Annotated in this window: 20 protein-coding genes; 7 read left to right on the forward strand and 13 right to left on the reverse strand. The window is 69.7% G+C overall.

The window, feature by feature from the left end; genetic code table 11:
- Together EJC51_RS12750 and EJC51_RS12755 are read right to left on the reverse strand one after the other, a co-directional pair.
- The gene (locus tag EJC51_RS12750; RefSeq protein WP_126271183.1) at positions 1 to 1218 is read right to left on the reverse strand and encodes a WD40 repeat domain-containing protein; all 1218 of its coding nucleotides are present in this window, start codon (positions 1216 to 1218) and stop codon (positions 1 to 3) included.
- Positions 1215 to 1763, reverse strand: coding sequence for a SigE family RNA polymerase sigma factor (locus EJC51_RS12755; protein ID WP_126276923.1), 549 nt, complete (start codon positions 1761 to 1763; stop codon positions 1215 to 1217). The genes EJC51_RS12750 and EJC51_RS12755 overlap by 4 nt, the downstream gene beginning before the upstream one ends.
- A gap of 165 nt (positions 1764 to 1928) precedes the next feature.
- Here EJC51_RS12755 and EJC51_RS12760 point away from each other — a divergent pair, with 165 nt between their 5' ends.
- Positions 1929 to 2423, forward strand: coding sequence for an HAD domain-containing protein (locus EJC51_RS12760; RefSeq protein WP_126271184.1), 495 nt, complete (start codon positions 1929 to 1931; stop codon positions 2421 to 2423).
- 32 nt (positions 2424 to 2455) lie between these two features.
- A complete protein-coding gene (locus tag EJC51_RS12765; protein ID WP_126271185.1) occupies positions 2456 to 3382 on the forward strand; it encodes a DUF4231 domain-containing protein in 927 nt (308 codons plus the stop codon).
- 123 nt (positions 3383 to 3505) lie between these two features.
- Here EJC51_RS12765 and dapD read toward each other — a convergent pair whose 3' ends face one another.
- Complete coding sequence (gene dapD, locus EJC51_RS12770; protein WP_126271186.1) at positions 3506 to 4495, reverse strand: 2,3,4,5-tetrahydropyridine-2,6-dicarboxylate N-succinyltransferase; 990 nt, start codon at positions 4493 to 4495, stop codon at positions 3506 to 3508.
- A 667-nt stretch (positions 4496 to 5162) separates the two neighbouring features.
- Between dapD and EJC51_RS12780 the strand changes: the two genes are divergently transcribed.
- Positions 5163 to 6050 carry a winged helix-turn-helix transcriptional regulator gene (locus EJC51_RS12780; protein WP_126271187.1) on the forward strand — a complete coding sequence of 296 codons (888 nt, stop codon included), beginning with the start codon at positions 5163 to 5165 and terminating at the stop codon, positions 6048 to 6050.
- On the opposite strand, the gene EJC51_RS12785 is transcribed toward EJC51_RS12780, so the two are convergent.
- A complete protein-coding gene (locus EJC51_RS12785) occupies positions 6025 to 6576 on the reverse strand; it encodes a TetR/AcrR family transcriptional regulator (RefSeq protein ID WP_126271188.1) in 552 nt (183 codons plus the stop codon). The genes EJC51_RS12780 and EJC51_RS12785 overlap by 26 nt on opposite strands.
- Positions 6576 to 6896 carry a DMT family transporter gene (locus tag EJC51_RS12790; RefSeq protein WP_126271189.1) on the reverse strand — a complete coding sequence of 107 codons (321 nt, stop codon included), beginning with the start codon at positions 6894 to 6896 and terminating at the stop codon, positions 6576 to 6578. The genes EJC51_RS12785 and EJC51_RS12790 overlap by 1 nt, the downstream gene beginning before the upstream one ends.
- A gap of 243 nt (positions 6897 to 7139) precedes the next feature.
- On the opposite strand from EJC51_RS12790, the gene EJC51_RS12795 reads away from it, so the two are divergent.
- Positions 7140 to 7958, forward strand: coding sequence for an AbfB domain-containing protein (locus EJC51_RS12795; RefSeq protein ID WP_126271190.1), 819 nt, complete (start codon positions 7140 to 7142; stop codon positions 7956 to 7958).
- 52 nt (positions 7959 to 8010) lie between these two features.
- Here EJC51_RS12795 and EJC51_RS12800 read toward each other — a convergent pair whose 3' ends face one another.
- Genes EJC51_RS12800 through EJC51_RS12835 form a run of 8 tightly spaced genes read right to left on the reverse strand, consistent with a single transcriptional unit; the run spans position 8011 to position 14565 of the window.
- The gene (locus EJC51_RS12800) at positions 8011 to 8343 is read right to left on the reverse strand and encodes a metal-sulfur cluster assembly factor (RefSeq protein WP_079308860.1); all 333 of its coding nucleotides are present in this window, start codon (positions 8341 to 8343) and stop codon (positions 8011 to 8013) included.
- Positions 8340 to 8807, reverse strand: coding sequence for a Fe-S cluster assembly sulfur transfer protein SufU (gene sufU / locus EJC51_RS12805; protein ID WP_126271191.1), 468 nt, complete (start codon positions 8805 to 8807; stop codon positions 8340 to 8342). The genes EJC51_RS12800 and sufU overlap by 4 nt, the downstream gene beginning before the upstream one ends.
- A 15-nt stretch (positions 8808 to 8822) precedes the next feature.
- On the reverse strand, positions 8823 to 10079 hold the full coding sequence (locus EJC51_RS12810; RefSeq protein WP_126271192.1) for a cysteine desulfurase: 1257 nt from the start codon (positions 10077 to 10079) through the stop codon (positions 8823 to 8825).
- Positions 10076 to 10840, reverse strand: coding sequence for a Fe-S cluster assembly ATPase SufC (sufC, locus tag EJC51_RS12815; protein ID WP_126271193.1), 765 nt, complete (start codon positions 10838 to 10840; stop codon positions 10076 to 10078). Before sufC ends, EJC51_RS12810 begins: the two co-directional genes overlap by 4 nt.
- A gap of 7 nt (positions 10841 to 10847) precedes the next feature.
- Positions 10848 to 11165, reverse strand: coding sequence for a non-heme iron oxygenase ferredoxin subunit (locus EJC51_RS12820; protein ID WP_126271194.1), 318 nt, complete (start codon positions 11163 to 11165; stop codon positions 10848 to 10850).
- On the reverse strand, positions 11165 to 12346 hold the full coding sequence (sufD, locus tag EJC51_RS12825) for a Fe-S cluster assembly protein SufD (RefSeq protein ID WP_126271195.1): 1182 nt from the start codon (positions 12344 to 12346) through the stop codon (positions 11165 to 11167). Before sufD ends, EJC51_RS12820 begins: the two co-directional genes overlap by 1 nt.
- A 54-nt stretch (positions 12347 to 12400) precedes the next feature.
- On the reverse strand, positions 12401 to 13825 hold the full coding sequence (gene sufB, locus EJC51_RS12830; RefSeq protein ID WP_126271196.1) for a Fe-S cluster assembly protein SufB: 1425 nt from the start codon (positions 13823 to 13825) through the stop codon (positions 12401 to 12403).
- Positions 13822 to 14565: a helix-turn-helix transcriptional regulator gene (locus tag EJC51_RS12835; RefSeq protein WP_126271197.1), complete on the reverse strand. Its 744-nt coding sequence runs from the start codon at positions 14563 to 14565 to the stop codon at positions 13822 to 13824. The genes sufB and EJC51_RS12835 overlap by 4 nt, the downstream gene beginning before the upstream one ends.
- A gap of 161 nt (positions 14566 to 14726) precedes the next feature.
- On the opposite strand from EJC51_RS12835, the gene EJC51_RS12840 reads away from it, so the two are divergent.
- From EJC51_RS12840 to EJC51_RS12850, 3 genes are read left to right on the forward strand one after another with little or no spacing between them, the layout of a single operon-like run.
- The gene (locus tag EJC51_RS12840) at positions 14727 to 15524 is read left to right on the forward strand and encodes an AAC(3) family N-acetyltransferase (protein ID WP_126271198.1); all 798 of its coding nucleotides are present in this window, start codon (positions 14727 to 14729) and stop codon (positions 15522 to 15524) included.
- Positions 15525 to 15569: 45 nt separating this feature from the next.
- Positions 15570 to 16493 carry an ABC transporter ATP-binding protein gene (locus EJC51_RS12845; RefSeq protein ID WP_126271199.1) on the forward strand — a complete coding sequence of 308 codons (924 nt, stop codon included), beginning with the start codon at positions 15570 to 15572 and terminating at the stop codon, positions 16491 to 16493.
- A complete protein-coding gene (locus tag EJC51_RS12850; protein WP_126271200.1) occupies positions 16490 to 17260 on the forward strand; it encodes an ABC transporter permease in 771 nt (256 codons plus the stop codon). Before EJC51_RS12845 ends, EJC51_RS12850 begins: the two co-directional genes overlap by 4 nt.
- Positions 17261 to 17272 lie beyond the last annotated feature (12 nt).

Consider the following 17272-nt stretch of genomic DNA (forward strand, 5'->3'; position numbering starts at 1 on the left):
TCAGCGCTCCGCGAAGACCGGCTCCCACGCCAGGTTCGGCGGGCCGTCGTCCGGGTCGCGCTCGCCGCTCAGGACCACGACCTTGTCGCTGCCGATCGTGACGAGGACGAGGTGGTCCTTGTAACCGGCGTTCTTGAGCGGCGTGGTGCGTTCCCAGGCGATGAGGCGCTTGTCGTCGACCCAGGCGAGCAGGTGGCCACCGCGGACCTTGGTGATCTCCTTGCCGGTGAGCGGGTTCCGGATCGAGGAGTAGGACTTGCCGGGGAGCTTCTTGCCCATGTTGACCTCTTTGGTCAGACCGAGGGCGGCCAGCTCGCCGTTCGGGGAGATCCGGGCCGGGACGTCCCAGCGCAGGTACTTCTCCTTCGCGGGCGCGGTGATCTTCTTGCCGGAGAGGTTGTAGAACTCCTCCATGCCGTCGCTGCCGCCGATGATCCGCGCGTACAGCGCCTTGTCGTCGTCGGTGAAGGCGAAGTCGGCGCGGCTCGGGACATCACGGCTGGACTTGATCTGCCACCAGGCTCCGTTGTGACTCACCATGTCGAAGATCATGTATCCGGTCCGGGACGTGGTCCGGTCCGCCATCCAGGCGTTCGCGCCGCCGTCGGCGCTCTTGACCTCGGTCACGTGGTCCGGGTTCTTGTCGTACGTCGTGAGGACCAGCTTGGTCCCGTCGTGGGAGAACGACAGCCCGCCGAGCCCCATCCTGATGTCGATCCACTGCTTGACCTTCCCTGTCGTGAGGTCGAGCAGCCCGAACCGGGAGGCGGGCACGGTCCGTTCGAGGACGGCGGCGGTCTTGGCGCCGGGCGCGACGGCGACGTAGGACCATCGGGTGTCCTTCTTGTACCGGCCGGTGCCGGGGTCGAGGAGCCGGTAGGTCCGTTCGGTGACCCCCTCGCCCTTGCCGGTCTTCCGGGTGGTCGTCGTGTAGTAGGCGGCGGCGACGGTCCGCCCGGCCGAGATCGCCGTCACCGGCAGCGAGTGCCCCCCGGTCACCCGGCTCGGCCGTACGTCGTCCCGGCCGCCGGAGACCAGCTGCGGCACCGCCACCGAGACGGCGACCACGGCCGCGGTGGCCGCCGCGACGGACGCGAAGGTACGGGTCCGCCGGCGCCGGCGCACGGCGAGTACGCGGTCGGCGAACCCCGGCGCCACCGGCTCCTGTGCACCGGCCAGGTCCCGCAGGGAGTCCCGTACGAGTTCCTCGACGTTCACGGCCGTACCTCCACGGGTGCGTAGTCACGGGACGGCCGGCTCGGGGCGTTGAGGGCGGCCAGTTCGGGGGCGAGAGTGCGCAGTCGGGCGAGCGAGCGGTGGGTGGTGGACCGTACGGTGCCGACCGAGCAGCCCAGGATGCGGGCCACGTCGGCCTCCGGCAGGTCCTCGAAGTAGCGCAGCACCAGCACGGTGCGCTGCCGGGCGGTGAGCCGCGCGAGCGCGCCCCGCATCACCAGGCGCACCTCGGCGGCCGCGGAATCATCGCCGCCGGTACGGCCCTCCGGTGGCTCGGCGACGCTGAGCTCGCGTCTGGGCCACTTCAGCCGCCAGCGGCTGATCTGCTGACGGTAGAGGATCTGCCGTACGTACGCCTCGGGCTCGTCGATGCGGTGCCAGCGGCCGGCCGCCTTGATCAGCGCGTTCTGCAGCAGGTCCTCGGCGGTGTGCCGGTCGCCGCCGCTGAGCAGCACGGCCGTCTTCAGCAGCGCGGACGACCGGTGCTCCACGAACTCCCGGAAACTGTCCTGCGCCTCGGCATCCATCGTCACCTTCTCTTCCCCGGGGTGCTGTCCCCGGGGCCCGTCCCCGGAACGGACCCGGTGTCCGTCCCCTCCGCCCCTTGTGACGCGCGCGGCCACGCCCCGCTATGCCTGCCGCGCACAGAAAATTCCAGCGAACCGCATCCCTCCCTGTCGTACGGTGATCCGGTGAGCCGCCCTCTGCTCTTCCTCGACGTCGACGGCCCCCTGAACCCGTACGCGGCGAAGCCGGAGCGCCGCCCCGAGGGTTACACGACGATCCGGGTGGCCCTGCACCCGGGCCGCCCGCTGCGCGTGTGGCTCAACCCGTCCCACGGCCCGGCCCTCCTCTCCCTGCCCTACGACCTGTGCTGGGCGACGACCTGGATGGACGCGGCCAACCGCTGGATCGCCCCGGTCGTCGGACTCCCCGAGCTCCCCTACGTCGACTTCGGCGACCGTCTCCTCACCCACCGCCCGGACGGGGTGCACTGGAAGACGGAGGCGATCGTGGCGTACGCCGAGGGCCGGCCCTTCGCGTGGGTGGACGACGAACAGAGCCCCGCGGACGAGGCGTTCGTCGCCGAGCACCATCCCGGCCCCGCCCTGCTGCACCACGTCGACCCCCGAATCGGCCTGCGCGAGCGGGACTTCGCGATGTTGCGGAACGCTACGCTGACCTGAACGCGCCTCCGGCACAGAGCGGGAACCACTTGATGCTGCCTCAGAGTCCTCCCGAAGACCCCGACCTTCCCGGCGTGTTCGGGTCGGCGGACGCGATATCCGTGGAGGGACAGCGGGATTACCTCAAGTGGACTCGCGGACGCCTTCAACTCGCCCTGGCCGCAGCCCTGTTCGGCGGCATCGCGGCCGCCGTCGACCGGCACGGCGCGGTGGAGAAGACGGCGGCGGCCCTGGCCCTGACCGCCTTCATCGCCGCCCTGCTCACCGAGGTCCATCTGCTGCGGGACAAGCCCGAGGAGCGCTGGTACACCGGCCGGGCGCTCGCCGAGTCCGTGAAGACGCTGGCGTGGCGCTACATGGCGGGCGCGGCGCCGTTCCCGCCGTCCCTCGGGGACGACGACGCCCGCGCCGTGATGCTGACCCGCATCCACGACCTGACGACGGAGGCGAACCTCCCCGGCCTCACGTTCGGCCAGGTCCAGGTCCAGGTCACGGACCGGATGCGGGAGATCAGGAAGCTGGACTTCACGGGCCGGAAGTCCGCGTATCTCACGCTGCGGGTGGCGGACCAGGAGACCTGGTACGAGAACAAAGCCAGGTTCAACAAGCAGAACTCCGGCAAATGGCGGACCATCCTGATCGTCTTCGAGGTCCTCGGCGTGGCTGTCAGCACCGTCAGCCTGCTGGACATCGCCGACGTCGACGCGGGCGGCGTGGTGGCCGCCGCCGTCGCCGCGGCGGGGGCGTGGCTGGAGGTCAAGCAGTACGACAACCTCGCCTCTGCCTACTCCCTCACGGCCACGGAACTCGGCTTCGTCCGCATGACCGGCGAGAACGTCACGGCCGAGGCGGACTGGTCGCGGTACGTCGTCTCGGCGGAGCAGGCGATCAGCAGGGAGCACACGATGTGGCTGGCGCGGCGGCTGGGGATGCGGGCGGTACGGATGAATCCGGAGTGAGAGGGGAGCGAGACCGCCTCTGAGGGCGGTCGACCGGGAAGGCGGCCTCGCTCAAGGCCCTCTGATCTGATCAGTTTGTGGCTGATGTTGTGGCTGATCAGTTGGGCTGATCAGTTGGGCTGATCAGTTGTGGCTGTGCAGGATCTCGTTCAGACCGCCCCACACCGCGTTGTTCGGGCGGGCCTCGACCGTGCCGGTGACCGAGTTGCGGCGGAAGAGGATGTTGGAGGCGCCGGAGAGCTCGCGGGCCTTGACGATCTGACCGTCGGGCATGGTGACACGGGTGCCGGCGGTGACGTACAGCCCGGCCTCGACCACGCACTCGTCGCCGAGCGCGATACCGACGCCGGCCTCGGCGCCGACGAGGCAGCGCTCGCCGATGGAGATGATGACGCTGCCCCCACCGGAGAGGGTGCCCATGGTGGAGGCGCCGCCACCGATGTCCGAGCCGTCGCCGACGACGACACCGGCGGAGATACGGCCCTCGACCATGGACGTGCCGAGGGTGCCGGCGTTGAAGTTGACGAAGCCCTCGTGCATGACGGTGGTGCCCTCGGCGAGGTGCGCGCCGAGCCGGACCCGGTCGGCGTCGGCGATCCGGACACCCTTCGGCGCCACGTAGTCGGTCATCCGCGGGAACTTGTCGATGGAGGTCACCTGAAGGTGCAGCCCCTCGGCCCGCGCATTGAGCCGCACCTTCTCGACGTCGTCGACGGCGACGGGGCCGAGGGAGGTCCAGGCGACGTTGGCGAGGAAGCCGAACATGCCCTCCAGGCTCTGGCCGTGCGGCTTGACGAGCCGGTGGCTGAGGAGGTGGAGGCGCAGGTAGACGTCGTGGGCGTCGATGGGCTTGGCGTCGAGCGACGAGATGACCGTACGAACCGCGACGACCTCGACGCCACGCCGCGCATCCGTCCCGATCGCCTTGGCGGCGCCCTCGCCGAGCGCCTCGACGGCCTGCTCGGCGGACAGCCGCGCGGTGCCGGAGGGGCCGGCCTCTTCCGTCAGCTCGGGCGCGGGGAACCAGGTGTCGAGAACGGTGCCGTCAGCGGCGACGGTGGCGAGCCCGGCGGCCACGGCACCGGTCGTACGAGGAACAGTCGTGTCGGTCATGAGGGCAACCTAACCGGCCGGGGGCTGCGGAGGCTAACCAGCGGGGGTCGCGTCTCAGGTGGCGGGCCAGGCGAGGGGTGCGTGACGGGTCGGGGCCGCGGCGGGGGGCGTGGCGGGTCGGGGCCGCGGCGGGGGGCGTGGCGGGTCGGGGCCGCGCGGGAGGTTCGCCGTGGGTCGGGGCCGCGCCGGGGGGTGTCCGTCCTCGGAACGGCGCGGAATCGGTCCTTCATAAGGGGCACCCGTGCGGACGCGCCAACCGCTGCGGGCGGACACCCCCCGACACGTCCCCTTCCCGCCGTCGCCGGGTGCCGCGCCCCAGGGGTGCCCGCCCTCTGCCCCACGCCGGGGCGGGCAACGCCCTCACGAGCACGGGGGCCTTCCTCGCTTCACACGCCGGTGCGGGCCACGCCCCCAGGGGCGCGGGGAACTGCGCGACCAGCCACGACGCACCCGCACCCGCCCACCCAGCCCCTCCGCCGACGGGGGTCTGGGGGCGGAGCCCCCAGGAGCAGCGGGGTCGAAGGGGCGGCAGCCCCTGGGGATGGGAACGGGTAGGGGCGGCGGGGGCGAAATCCACCACCCACCACCGGCACACCCTGCCCTAAGTTCCTTCTGGGAACCGGCTATGCCAACATGACAGCCTCGACGAACGAAGGGACGGCACGCCATGGCCCGCAGGACGCGCCTGGAGGACTCCACCTGCGCCATCGCGCAGGCCCTGGACGTCGTCGGCGACTGGTGGACCCTGCTGATCGTCCGCGACACCGCCCGCGGAGTACACCGCTTCGACGAACTCCAACGCGAACTCGGCATGTCCAGAAAGGTGTTGACCGAACGCCTGCACCTCCTCGTGGACGCCGACGTCCTCACCCGAGTGCCGTATCAGGAACGCCCCGTGCGCTACGAGTACCGGCTCACCCCACGCGGCCACGCCCTGCTCCCCGTCCTCGTCGCCCTCCAGGACTGGGGCGACGCCTGGGTCCTCGGCGACGGCGGTACGACGGCCACCGCGACCGAGGCCTCGACGGAGGCCCGACGGGTCCACGAACTCGTCGGCACCCGCCTCCCCGAGCTCCAACTCCTGGACGATCACGCCGAGTTGCGCGACCCGGTCGCGAAGGGCACCCCGTTCACCGTCCTGTACGGCTTCCCCGGCGCCTACGCCCGCGCCGACTCCTATCCACCGGGCTGGTCGGACATCCCCGGCACCCCGGGCTGCACCCTGGAGTCCCGCACCTACCGCGACCACCAGCCCGACTTCGCCGCGGCGGGCGCCACGGTCCACGGCGTCTCCACCCAACGCCCGGACGAACAAAGGGCGTTCGCGGAGAAGGAGAACCTGGGCTTCCCGCTCCTCTCCGACGCCGACCTGTCCCTCATCGCCGCTCTGCGCCTGCCGACGTTCCGCGCGGCGGGCGCGAGCCGGCTCAAGCGGCTCACCCTCGTGATCGACCGGGAGCGGGTGGTGCGGGACGTGCAGTACCCGGTGACGGACATCGCGGGGAGTGTGACAGCGGCACTGGCGACGGTCAGGCGTCTGAGCGGGGCGGAATGATCCGCGCCAGCACCTCGCGGGCGTACGCCTCGTCGTACACCCCGTCCGTCAGCAGCACCTGAAGACAGATCCCGTCCATCAACGCGGCCAGCGCCCGCGCCGTGACCGGATCGGTGTGGCGGGCCACCAGCTCGACGAGCCGCTCGGTCCACTCGGCGGCGACCGGCCGCAGGGCGGGTCGGCGCAGGGCGGCGAGGTAGAGCTCGTACTCCAGCTCCACACCGGTACGGTCACCGGCGAGCCACTCCCCCATCCAGCCCGCGAGCTCCGTGGCCAGGTCGGCGTGCGGGTCCTCCAGTCCGCCGCGCGCCGCGATCACCTTGGCGAAGCCCTCGTTCGCCTGCCGCAGCGCCGCGACCATCAGCTCGTCGAGGGTCTTGAAGTGGTACGTCGTCGAACCGAGCGGCACATCGGCCTCGGCGGCGGCCGTGCGGTGGCTCAGCCCGGCCAGCCCCTTCTCGCCGACGACCCGGATCGCCGCGTCGATGATCCGCTGCCGGCGCTCGGGATCGTAGCGCCGGCCCATCAGTGCGCACCGCCCAGGTTCAGCACGACCACCCCGACGATGATCAGCACGATCCCGGCGGCCTTGGCGGCCGTCATCCCCTCCCCCAGGAACGCCATTCCGATGGCGGCGATGGAGGCGGTGCCGACACCGGCCCAGATCGCGTACGCGGTGCCGACCGCGACCGTCCGCAGGGTCTGCGCGAGCAGCGCGAACGAGACCACGTACCCGAGCACGGTCAGCAGCGAGGGCAGCAGCCGGCTGAACCCCTCACTGTACTTCATCGCGGTCGTCGCGCCCACCTCGGCCGCGATGGCCGCACCCAGCAGCACATATCCCATGTGTACGAGTGTACACATGGTGCGTACAGCCGTACACAACGATGCCGGGCAATGTCCAGACCAAAGGATGTGGAAGAGGTCGCGAAAGCCATGTGAACGGTCCGTGGAGAACGATATGGAAACCGCTCACTGAAAGGGCTGCTGCGAAGGAAGCCGTTCCACTACTGTGCCGTTTGCTTCACCGTTCACACACCCCCCATTACAGCCGCGGCCTTGCCATGGGCTCCGCCGGAGGAACCGCGCATGCCAGAAAACCAGTCCCGTCCTCCCCAGCCCTGGGAGAACGGGTGGGTCCCCGACACCTCCCGAGCCCCCGGGACCCGACGTCTCTATCTCGCGGGCGCGCTGGCGGTGGCCACGATCATCGCCTGCGTGACGGCGATAGCCTGGACGGACAGGGGACCTGAGGCCCCGTCACAGCCGCCGGCCTCGGGCACCGCGACACAGCCCGGCCTGCTCTCGTTCGGCACCCCGCCCCCGCCGGTGGTGACGCCGCCGAAGGGAAAGAGCGGCCTCACCACCGACGAGGCCACGAGCCCGGCCCCGCACCAACAGGGCTCCGCGTCCCCGTCCCCGGCGGCGCACCCCACCACCAAGTCCCCCTCCAGGCACCCGAGTTCATCGGCCGACCCGAAGCCGGCGGCAACCTGGCGCTCGGTCCGCTCGGTCAACTACCCCGACCGCTACTGGCACGTGAGCGGCGGCTACGTGAAACTCGACCCCGTCGGCGGCTCGGAGTCCCGCGAGGACTCCACCTTCAAACTGGTCAAGGGCCTGGCGGACAGCTCCTGTTACTCCTTCGCCACCGCCGACGGCCAGTACCTGCGCCACCGCAGCTTCGTCCTGGTGGCGAACCGCAACGACGGCTCGCCCCTGTTCCGCCAGGACGCGACCTTCTGCCCCCGCCCGTCGTCGTTCCCCGGCGCGATCATGCTGGAGTCGGTGAACTACCCCGGCCGCTTCCTCCGCCACCAGAACTTCCAACTCAAGCTGGACCCGTACCAGTACAACGACATGTACCGCCAGGACTCGGCCTTCCGCCTGGTGACGGGGCTGGCCTGAGCATGCGAAAGGGGCCGCGGCACACGGCCACGGCCCCTTCACACATGCTCTGTCAGACGTTGAACCCAAGCGCCCGAAGCTGCTCGCGTCCGTCGTCCGTGATCTTGTCCGGGCCCCACGGCGGCATCCAGACCCAGTTGATGCGCAGCTCGTTGACGAGGCCGTCCGTGGCGGACTTGGCCTGGTCCTCGATGACGTCCGTCAGCGGGCAGGCCGCCGAGGTCAGGGTCATGTCGATCGTCGCGATGTTGGCGTCGTCGATGTGGATGCCGTAGATCAGGCCCAGGTTGACGACGTCGATGCCCAGTTCGGGGTCGACGACGTCGTACAGCGCCTCGCGGATCTCCTCCTCCGAGGCCGGCTTCATCTCAAGCGTCTCGCTCATGCCGTCTTCCTTTCGGCGTCGGCTCCGCCCAGGGCCTGGGCCGTCGCGTCCTTCCACGCCATCCAGCTGAGGAGGGCGCACTTCACCCGGGCCGGGTACTTGGAGACACCGGCGAACGCGACCGCGTCCTCCAGCACCTCCTCCATCGCGTCGTCGGGCTCGATCTTGCCCTTGGACTGCATCAGCTCCAGGAAGGTCTCCTGGATCCGCTGCGCGTCGGACACGTCCTTGCCGACCAGGAGGTCGTTCAGGACCGAGGCCGAGGCCTGGCTGATCGAGCAGCCCTGGCCCTCGTACGAGATGTCCGCGATCTGCTCGCCGTCGTACTTCACGCGCAGCGTGATCTCGTCGCCGCACGTCGGGTTGACGTGGTGCACCTCGGCGTCGCCATCCCGGAGACCGCGCCCGTGCGGGTGCTTGTAGTGGTCCAGGATGACTTCCTGGTACATCGAATCAAGCTTCACGACTCAGCCAGCTCCTCAGCCGAAGAAGTTCCGTACGTGCTCCAGACCGTCGACCAGAGCGTCGATCTCGGCCGGCGTGGAGTACAGATAGAACGACGCTCGCGTGGTCGCAGGAATTCCGTACCGGAGGCAGACCGGGCGGGCGCAGTGGTGACCCACGCGGACCGCGATGCCCTGCTCGTCCAGTACCTGGCCCACGTCGTGGGGGTGGATGTCACCGAGGGTGAACGAGATCGCCGCGCCCCGGTCCTCGGCCGTCGTCGGGCCGATGATCCGCAGGTCCGGGACCTCGTTGAGCTTCCGTACCGCGTACTCGGTCAGCGCGTGCTCATGGGCGAGGATCTTGTCCATGCCGATCGAGTTCAGGTAGTCGATCGCCGCGCCGAGACCGACCGCCTGGGCGATCGGGGGCGTGCCCGCCTCGAACTTGTGGGGGGCGGGAGCGTACGTCGACGAGTGCATCGACACCGTCTCGATCATCTCGCCGCCGCCCAGGAACGGAGGCAGGTCCTCCAGGAGCTCCTGGCGGCCCCAGAGCACGCCGATGCCCGTCGGACCGCACATCTTGTGGCCGGTGAAGGCCACGAAGTCGGCCTGGAGGGCCTGCACGTCCAGCGGCATGTGCGGCGCGGCCTGGGAGGCGTCGATGCAGACGAGCGCACCGACCTCCTGAGCGCGGCGGATTATCGTCTCGACCGGGTTGACCGTACCGAGGATGTTCGACACCAGCACGAAGGAGACGATCTTCGTCTTCTCCGTGATGATCTCGTCGATGTTGGACAGGTCGAGGCGGCCGTCGTCGGTCAGGCCGAACCACTTCAGCTTCGCGCCCGTGCGCTGCGCGAGCAGCTGCCACGGCACGATGTTGGAGTGGTGCTCCATCTCCGTGATGACGATCTCGGTCTCGGAGTCCACCCGGTAGGGCTCGTCGGCCCAGCCCAGCATGTTCGCCACGAGGTTGAGCGACTCGGAGGCGTTCTTGGTGAAGATCACCTCGTCGCGCGAGGGCGCGTTGATGAACGCGGCGACCTTGTCGCGCGCGCCCTCGTACAGCGCCGTGGCCTCCTCGGCGAGCACATGCACACCGCGGTGGACGTTGGCGTTGTAGCGCTCGTAGTACTCGCTCAGGGCGTCCAGTACCTGGCGCGGCTTCTGCGAGGTCGCCGCGTTGTCCAGGTACACGAGCTTCTGACCGTCGTGGACCTGGCGGTCCAGGATGGGGAAGTCCTTGCGGATCGCCTCGGTGTCGAGGAGGCCCGGCAGCTGTGTCACGCGGATGCGCCACCCTTCGTGTAAGCCTCGTAGCCCTCGTTCTCCAGCTTGTCCGCGAGCTCGGCGCCGCCGGACTCGACGATGCGGCCGCCGGAGAAGACGTGGACGTAGTCGGGCTTGATGTAGCGCAGGATGCGCGTGTAGTGCGTGATCAGCAGAGTGCCGACCTCGCCGGTCTCGCGGACGCGGTTGACGCCCTCGGAGACGATGCGGAGGGCGTCGACGTCCAGACCGGAGTCCGTCTCGTCGAGGATCGCGACCTTCGGCTTGAGCAGTTCGAGCTGGAGGATCTCGTGGCGCTTCTTCTCACCGCCGGAGAAGCCCTCGTTGACATTGCGCTCGGCGAAGGACGGGTCCATGTTGAGGCGCTCCATGGCCTCCTTGACCTCCTTCACCCAGGTGCGCAGCTTGGGGGCCTCGCCGCGGACGGCGGTGGCGGAGGTGCGCAGGAAGTTGGAGACGGAGACACCGGGGACCTCGACCGGGTACTGCATCGCCAGGAACAGGCCCGCGCGGGCGCGCTCGTCGACGGACATCTCCAGGACGTCCTCGCCGTCCAGCGTCACGGTGCCGCCGGTGATCGTGTACTTCGGGTGACCCGCGAGGGAGTAGGCGAGGGTCGACTTGCCGGAGCCGTTGGGGCCCATGATGGCGTGCGTCTCGCCCTGCTTCACGGTCAGGTCGACGCCCTTGAGGATCTCCTTCGTGGCGTTGTCGGCCTCGACGGTGACGTGCAGGTCTCGGATTTCAAGCGTTGCCATGGGTGCCTCAGGACTCCTGGGTGAGGGAGACGAGCACGTCGTCCCCTTCGATCTTTACGGGGTATACGGGGACGGGGCGCGTCGCGGGAAGGCCGGACGGCTTGCCGGTGCGGAGGTCGAAGCTGGAGCCGTGCAGCCAGCACTCGATCTGGCAGTCCTCCACCTCGCCCTCGGAGAGGGAGACGTTCGCGTGGGAGCAGATGTCGTGGATCGCGAACACCTCGCCCTCGGTCTTGACGACCGAGACCGGCGTGCCGTCGAGTTCCACCCGCTTCGGGGTGTCCTCCTCCAGCTCGCTCAGCCCACAGGCGCGTACGAAAGCCATCAGACCGTGGCCTCCAGCTCGGCCTCGATCTTCTCCAGCAGGCGAGCCTCGATGTCCTCGACGCCGATCTGCTGGACCAGCTCGGCGAAGAAGCCGCGGACCACCAGGCGACGGGCCTCGTCGGCGGGGATGCCGCGGGCCATCAGGTAGAAGAGCTGCTCGTCGTCGAAGCGGCCGGTCGCGGAGGCGTGCCCGGCGCCGACGATCTCGCCGGTCTCGATCTCCAGGTTCGGCACGGAGTCGACCCGGGCGCCGTCCGTGAGGACGAGGTTCCGGTTCATCTCGTAGGTGTCGGTGCCCTCGGCCTTGGCCTCGATCAGCACGTCACCGATCCACACGGCGTGCGCGTCGTCGCCCTGGAGCGCGCCCTTGTAGACGACGTTGGACTTGCAGTGCGGGGTGTTGTGGTCGACCAGGAGACGGTGCTCCTGGTGCTGACCGGCGTCCGTGAAGTACAGACCGAACAGCTCGGCCTCGCCACCGGTGCCGGCGTAGGTCACGCGCGGGTGCAGTCGTACGAGGTCGCCGCCGAAGGTGACGACCACGGACTTGAAGGAGGCGTCCCGGCCGACGAGCGCGTTGTGCTGCGCCACGTGCACGGCCTTGTCGTCCCAGTCCTGGACGGAGACGACGGTCAGCTTGGCGCCGTCGCCGAGCACGTAGTCGACGTTGGCGGCGAGGACGGCGTCACCGGTGTGGTCGATGACGACGACGGCCTCGGCGAAGGCGCCCAGCTCGATCACCTGGTGGGCGAAGGCGGTGCCGCCCTCGCCGTGCACGGCGATCCGGACGGGCTCGGTGAGGACCGTCTCCTTGGGGACGGTGATGACACCGGCCTTCTCGAACGCCGAGTACGCCTGGGCGGCGATGCGGTCCACCGGGGTGCCCGCCTTGCCGAGGCGCGCGTCGTCACGGCCGACGGTCTCGACGGTGACACCCTCGGGGGCCTCCACCTCGACCTTCAGACCGTCGCCGGTCGCGACCGCGGTGCCGTCGTGCAGCCCGCGCAGGCGCTCCAGCGGGGTGAACCGCCACTCCTCCTCGCGGCCGTGCGGGACCGGGAAGTCCGCCACGTCGAAGGACGGGGGCGCGCTCATGCGCGTGGCGACGGTCGACTCGGCGGCCACCGCGATCGAACCGGCGGTGGTGGACCCCACCGGGATGTTCTGAGCCTCAGCCATGGCTGTCGGTCTGCTCTCTTCCTACGTAAGTGACTTGACGGAGACGGGTCGCTACTAGCCGACCGCGCCTTCCATCTGGAGCTCGATCAGCCGGTTGAGTTCCAGCGCGTACTCCATCGGCAGCTCCTTCGCGATGGGCTCGACGAAGCCGCGCACGATCATGGCCATCGCCTCGAACTCGGAGAGACCGCGGCTCATCAGGTAGAAGAGCTGGTCCTCGGAGACCTTGGAGACGGTCGCCTCGTGGCCCATGGACACGTCGTCCTCGCGGACGTCCACGTAGGGGTACGTGTCGGAGCGGGAGATGGTGTCGACGAGCAGCGCGTCGCACAGCACGTTGGACTTGGAGCCGTGGGCGCCCTCACCGATCTCGACGAGACCGCGGTAGGACGTACGACCGCCACCGCGCGCCACCGACTTGGAGACGATGTTGGAGGAGGTGTTCGGCGCCATGTGGACCATCTTGGAGCCGGCGTCCTGGTGCTGGCCCTCGCCCGCGAAGGCGATGGACAGGGTCTCGCCCTTGGCGTGCTCGCCCATCAGGTAGACGGCCGGGTACTTCATGGTGACCTTGGAGCCGATGTTGCCGTCGATCCACTCCATGGTTGCGCCCTCGTACGCCACGGCGCGCTTGGTGACCAGGTTGTAGACGTTGTTCGACCAGTTCTGGATGGTCGTGTAGCGGCAGCGGGCGTTCTTCTTGACGATGATCTCGACGACCGCGGAGTGCAGCGAGTCCGACTTGTAGATCGGGGCCGTACAACCCTCGACGTAGTGCACGTAGGCACCCTCGTCGACGATGATCAGGGTCCGCTCGAACTGGCCCATGTTCTCCGTGTTGATACGGAAGTAGGCCTGGAGCGGGATCTCCACGTGGACGCCCGGCGGGACGTAGATGAAGGAGCCGCCGGACCACACCGCGGTGTTCAGCGACGCGAACTTGTTGTCGCCGACCGGGATGACGGTGCCGAAGTACTCCTTGAAGAGCTCCGGGTGCTCCTTCAGGGCGGTGTCGGTGTCGAGGAAGATGACGCCCTGCTCCTCCAGGTCCTCACGGATCTGGTGGTAGACGACCTCGGACTCGTACTGGGCCGCGACACCGGCGACGAGGCGCTGCTTCTCCGCCTCGGGGATGCCGAGCTTGTCGTACGTGTTCTTGATGTCCTCGGGCAGGTCCTCCCAGGACTCCGCCTGCTTCTCCGTGGAGCGCACGAAGTACTTGATGTTGTCGAAGTCGATGCCCGACAGGTCCGAGCCCCAGTTCGGCATGGGCTTCTTGTCGAACAGGCGCAGGCCCTTGAGACGGAGCTTGGTCATCCACTCCGGCTCGGACTTCTTCGCGGAGATGTCGCGGACGACGTCCTCGCTCAGACCACGCTTGGCAGAGGCACCGGCCTCGTCGGAGTCCGCCCAGCCGTATTCGTACTTACCCAGGCCCTCGAGCTCGGGGTGGGCAGTCTCCTCGATGGGGAGAGTCATGCGGGGTTCCTCCCGGCCGTGCTTGCAGATGCGTTGTGTGTGGTGTGGGAAATCTTGGGGATGAACGTCGTGCAGACGCCGTCACCGTGCGCGATGGTCGCCAGTCGCTGGACGTGCGTCCCGAGCAGCTGGGAGAAGATCTCGGTCTCCGCCTCGCAGAGCTGCGGGAACTTTTCCGCGACGTGGGCGACGGGGCAGTGGTGCTGGCACAGCTGCTCGCCGACCGGTGCGCTGCGCGCCGTAGCAGCGTACCCGTCCGCGCTCAAGGCCTTGGCCAGGGCTTCGGTGCGCTCCTCGGGGGCGGCGGACTCGATCGCCCGCCGGTAGGCGGTCGCCTGCTCGGCGATCCTGGCGCGCGCGAAGGCGACGACGGCCTCGTCCCCGCCGAAGCGCTCCCTGATGAAGTTGAGGGCGTCCGCGGCGAGCTTGTCGTAGGACTGGTCGAAGGCGTCCCGGCCGCAGTCGGTGAGCGCGAAGACCTTGGCGGGACGTCCGCGCGTACGCGCGCCGTAGACCTTCTGCTCGCGCGCCTCCACGACGTCGTCGGCGACCAGTGCGTCGAGATGCCTGCGTACGGCGGCCTGGGTCAGGCCCAGCCGGCCGGCCAGCTCGGCGACGGTCGACGGCCCGTGGTCCAGGATCGACCGCGCGACCCGGTTGCGGGTGGACCGCTCCCCGGTCGCGAGTTCCTCCTGAGGGGCCCCCGTGGGGGTCTCCCGAGCCTCGCCGACGTTTTTCACAACGCCATTGTTGCGTAATTCCTCAGAGTCGGGCAAGCCGCGTCCGGATCGATCAGCGGTGGGGTGCATCACTTAGGTAAGGCTGACCTGACCTGCGGAAACGATCTTTGATCGATCAATTCGGTGGCATCGCGAGCCCCGGTCGGGGACACTCCACAACCATGCCCTCACCCCCTCCGACCGGCCCTCTTGTCACCCGCGGCACCCTCGCCGCGCAGCTGCGCGAACTGGGTGTGCGCGACGGCGAGATCCTGCTCGTCCACTCCTCGCTGAAGTCCCTCGGCTGGGTCTGCGGCGGACCTGTAGCCGTCGTCCAGGCACTCCTCGACACCCTCGGTCCGAACGGCACCCTGGTGGTCCCCACCCAGACCGGCGACCTCTCCGACCCGGCCGTGTGGGAGAACCCTCCGGTGCCCGAGGAGTGGTGGGGCACGATCCGCACGTCCATGCCGGCCTACGACCCGCTGATCACCCCCAGCCGCGGGGTCGGGGTGCTCCCCGAGACCGTCCGCACCTGGCCCGGCGCCCTGCGCAGCGCGCACCCCCAGACGTCGTTCGCGGCGCTCGGCGCCCACGCGCGTGAGGTGATCGACGGGCATGCGACCGACTGCCGCCTCGGCGAGCGGAGCCCACTGGCCCGCCTGGAGGAGCTCCACGCGCGCGTGCTGCTGCTCGGCGCGGGCTACGACACCTGCACCAGCTTCCACCTCGCCGAGTACCGCATACCGTCCCCGCTCGTGAAGGTCGGCCGCCCCGGCCCCGTCGGCTGGGAGACGGTGACCGAGGTCTCGATCACCTCCGACCGCTTCGACGAACTCGGGCACGACTTCGAGCGGGACCGTCCCGTCGTACGGGGGAAGGCGGGCGCCGCCGACGCCCGGCTGTTCCCGGTGGCCGACGCGGTGGCGTACGCGGAGCGGTGGCTGGCGGTGCATCGCCCCCGTGAGGAGGAGATCTGAACCCGGCGACCGGAGCCGCCGTCGCCGTACCTAGACTCTTGAGCCATGCGAAGTGAGCCCGTGGTCCAGGTCCAGGCCCTGGTGAAGCGGTACGGCACGAAGACCGCGGTGGACGGCCTCGACCTGGTGGCCAGGGCGGGTGTCACCGCCGTGCTCGGTCCCAACGGAGCGGGCAAGACGACCACGATCGAGACCTGCGAGGGATATCGCCGGCCGGACTCCGGCACGGTCCGCGTCCTGGGCCTCGACCCGGTCCGGCAGTCCCGTGAGCTGCACACCCGGATCGGCGTGATGCTCCAGTCCGGTGGCGTCTACTCCGGCGCCCGCGCGGACGAGATGCTCCGCCATGTCGCGAAGCTGCACGCCCACCCCCTCGACGTGGACGCCCTCATCGAGCGCCTGGGTCTCGGCAGCTGCGGCCGGACGACGTACCGCCGTCTGTCGGGCGGCCAGCAGCAGCGGCTGGCGCTGGCCATGGCCGTCGTGGGCCGCCCGGAACTCGTCTTCCTCGACGAACCGACCGCCGGCCTCGACCCGCAGGCCCGCCACGCCACCTGGGACCTGGTCCGCGACCTGCGCGCCGACGGCGTCTCCGTCATCCTCACCACGCACCACATGGACGAGGCCGAGCAGCTCTCCGACGACGTCGCGATCATCGACGCGGGCCGGGTCATCGCCCAGGGCTCGCCCGAGGAGCTGTGCAAGGGCGGCGCCGAGAACACGCTCCGCTTCAGCGGCCGCCCCGGCCTCGACGTCGGCTCCCTGCTGAAGGCCCTCCCTGCGGACTGCACGGCGGCCGAGCTGACGCCGGGCTCCTACCGGGTGGGCGGCAAGGTGGACCCGCAGCTGCTCGCCACCGTCACGTCCTGGTGCGCCCAGCACGGCGTGATGCCGGAGAAGATCTCGGTCGAGCGGCACACGCTGGAAGACGTCTTTCTGGAGCTGACCGGCAAGGAGCTGCGCTCATGACCGCGACCGGTACGTACAGCCCTAAGCCGGGCGCGGCCCCCTTGGGACGCATGATCGCGACGCAGGCGGCGCTGGAGACGAAGATGCTCCTGCGCAACGGCGAACAGCTCCTGCTGACCGTCGTGATCCCGACCCTCCTCCTGGTCCTCTTCAGCTCCGTCGACATCGTCGACACGGGCACCGGCGAGGCGGTCGACTTCCTCACCCCCGGCATCCTCGCGCTCGCGGTCATGTCCACGGCCTTCACGGGCCAGGCCATCGCGACGGGCTTCGAGCGGCGCTACGGCGTCCTGAAGCGGCTGGCCGCCTCCCCGCTGCCCCGCTGGGGCCTGATGACGGCGAAGACGGCGTCGGTCCTGGTCACGGAGATCCTCCAGATCGTCCTGCTGACGGTGATCGCCTTCGCGCTGGGCTGGGACCCGCAGGGCAACCCGATCGCCGTCCTGCTCCTGCTGATCCTCGGCACGGCCGCCTTCTCCGGCCTCGGCCTGCTGATGGCGGGCACGCTCAAGGCGGAGGCGACGCTCGCCGCCGCCAACCTCGTCTTCCTGCTGCTGCTCGTCGGCGGCGGCGTCATCGTCCCGCTGGACAAGTTCCCGCCCGGCGCGCAGGACGTGCTCGGCCTGCTGCCCATCTCCGCGCTGTCGGACGGCCTGCGGGACGTGCTCCAGCACGGCGCCGGGATGCCATGGGGCGACCTGGGGATTCTCGCGGTGTGGGCGGTCGTCGGGCTGGCGGCGGCGGGACGGTTCTTCCGCTGGGAGTAGTCCGCTCTTCCG

Origin of the sequence: Streptomyces aquilus, from assembly GCF_003955715.1 — a bacterium.
GTDB lineage: Bacteria > Actinomycetota > Actinomycetes > Streptomycetales > Streptomycetaceae > Streptomyces > Streptomyces aquilus.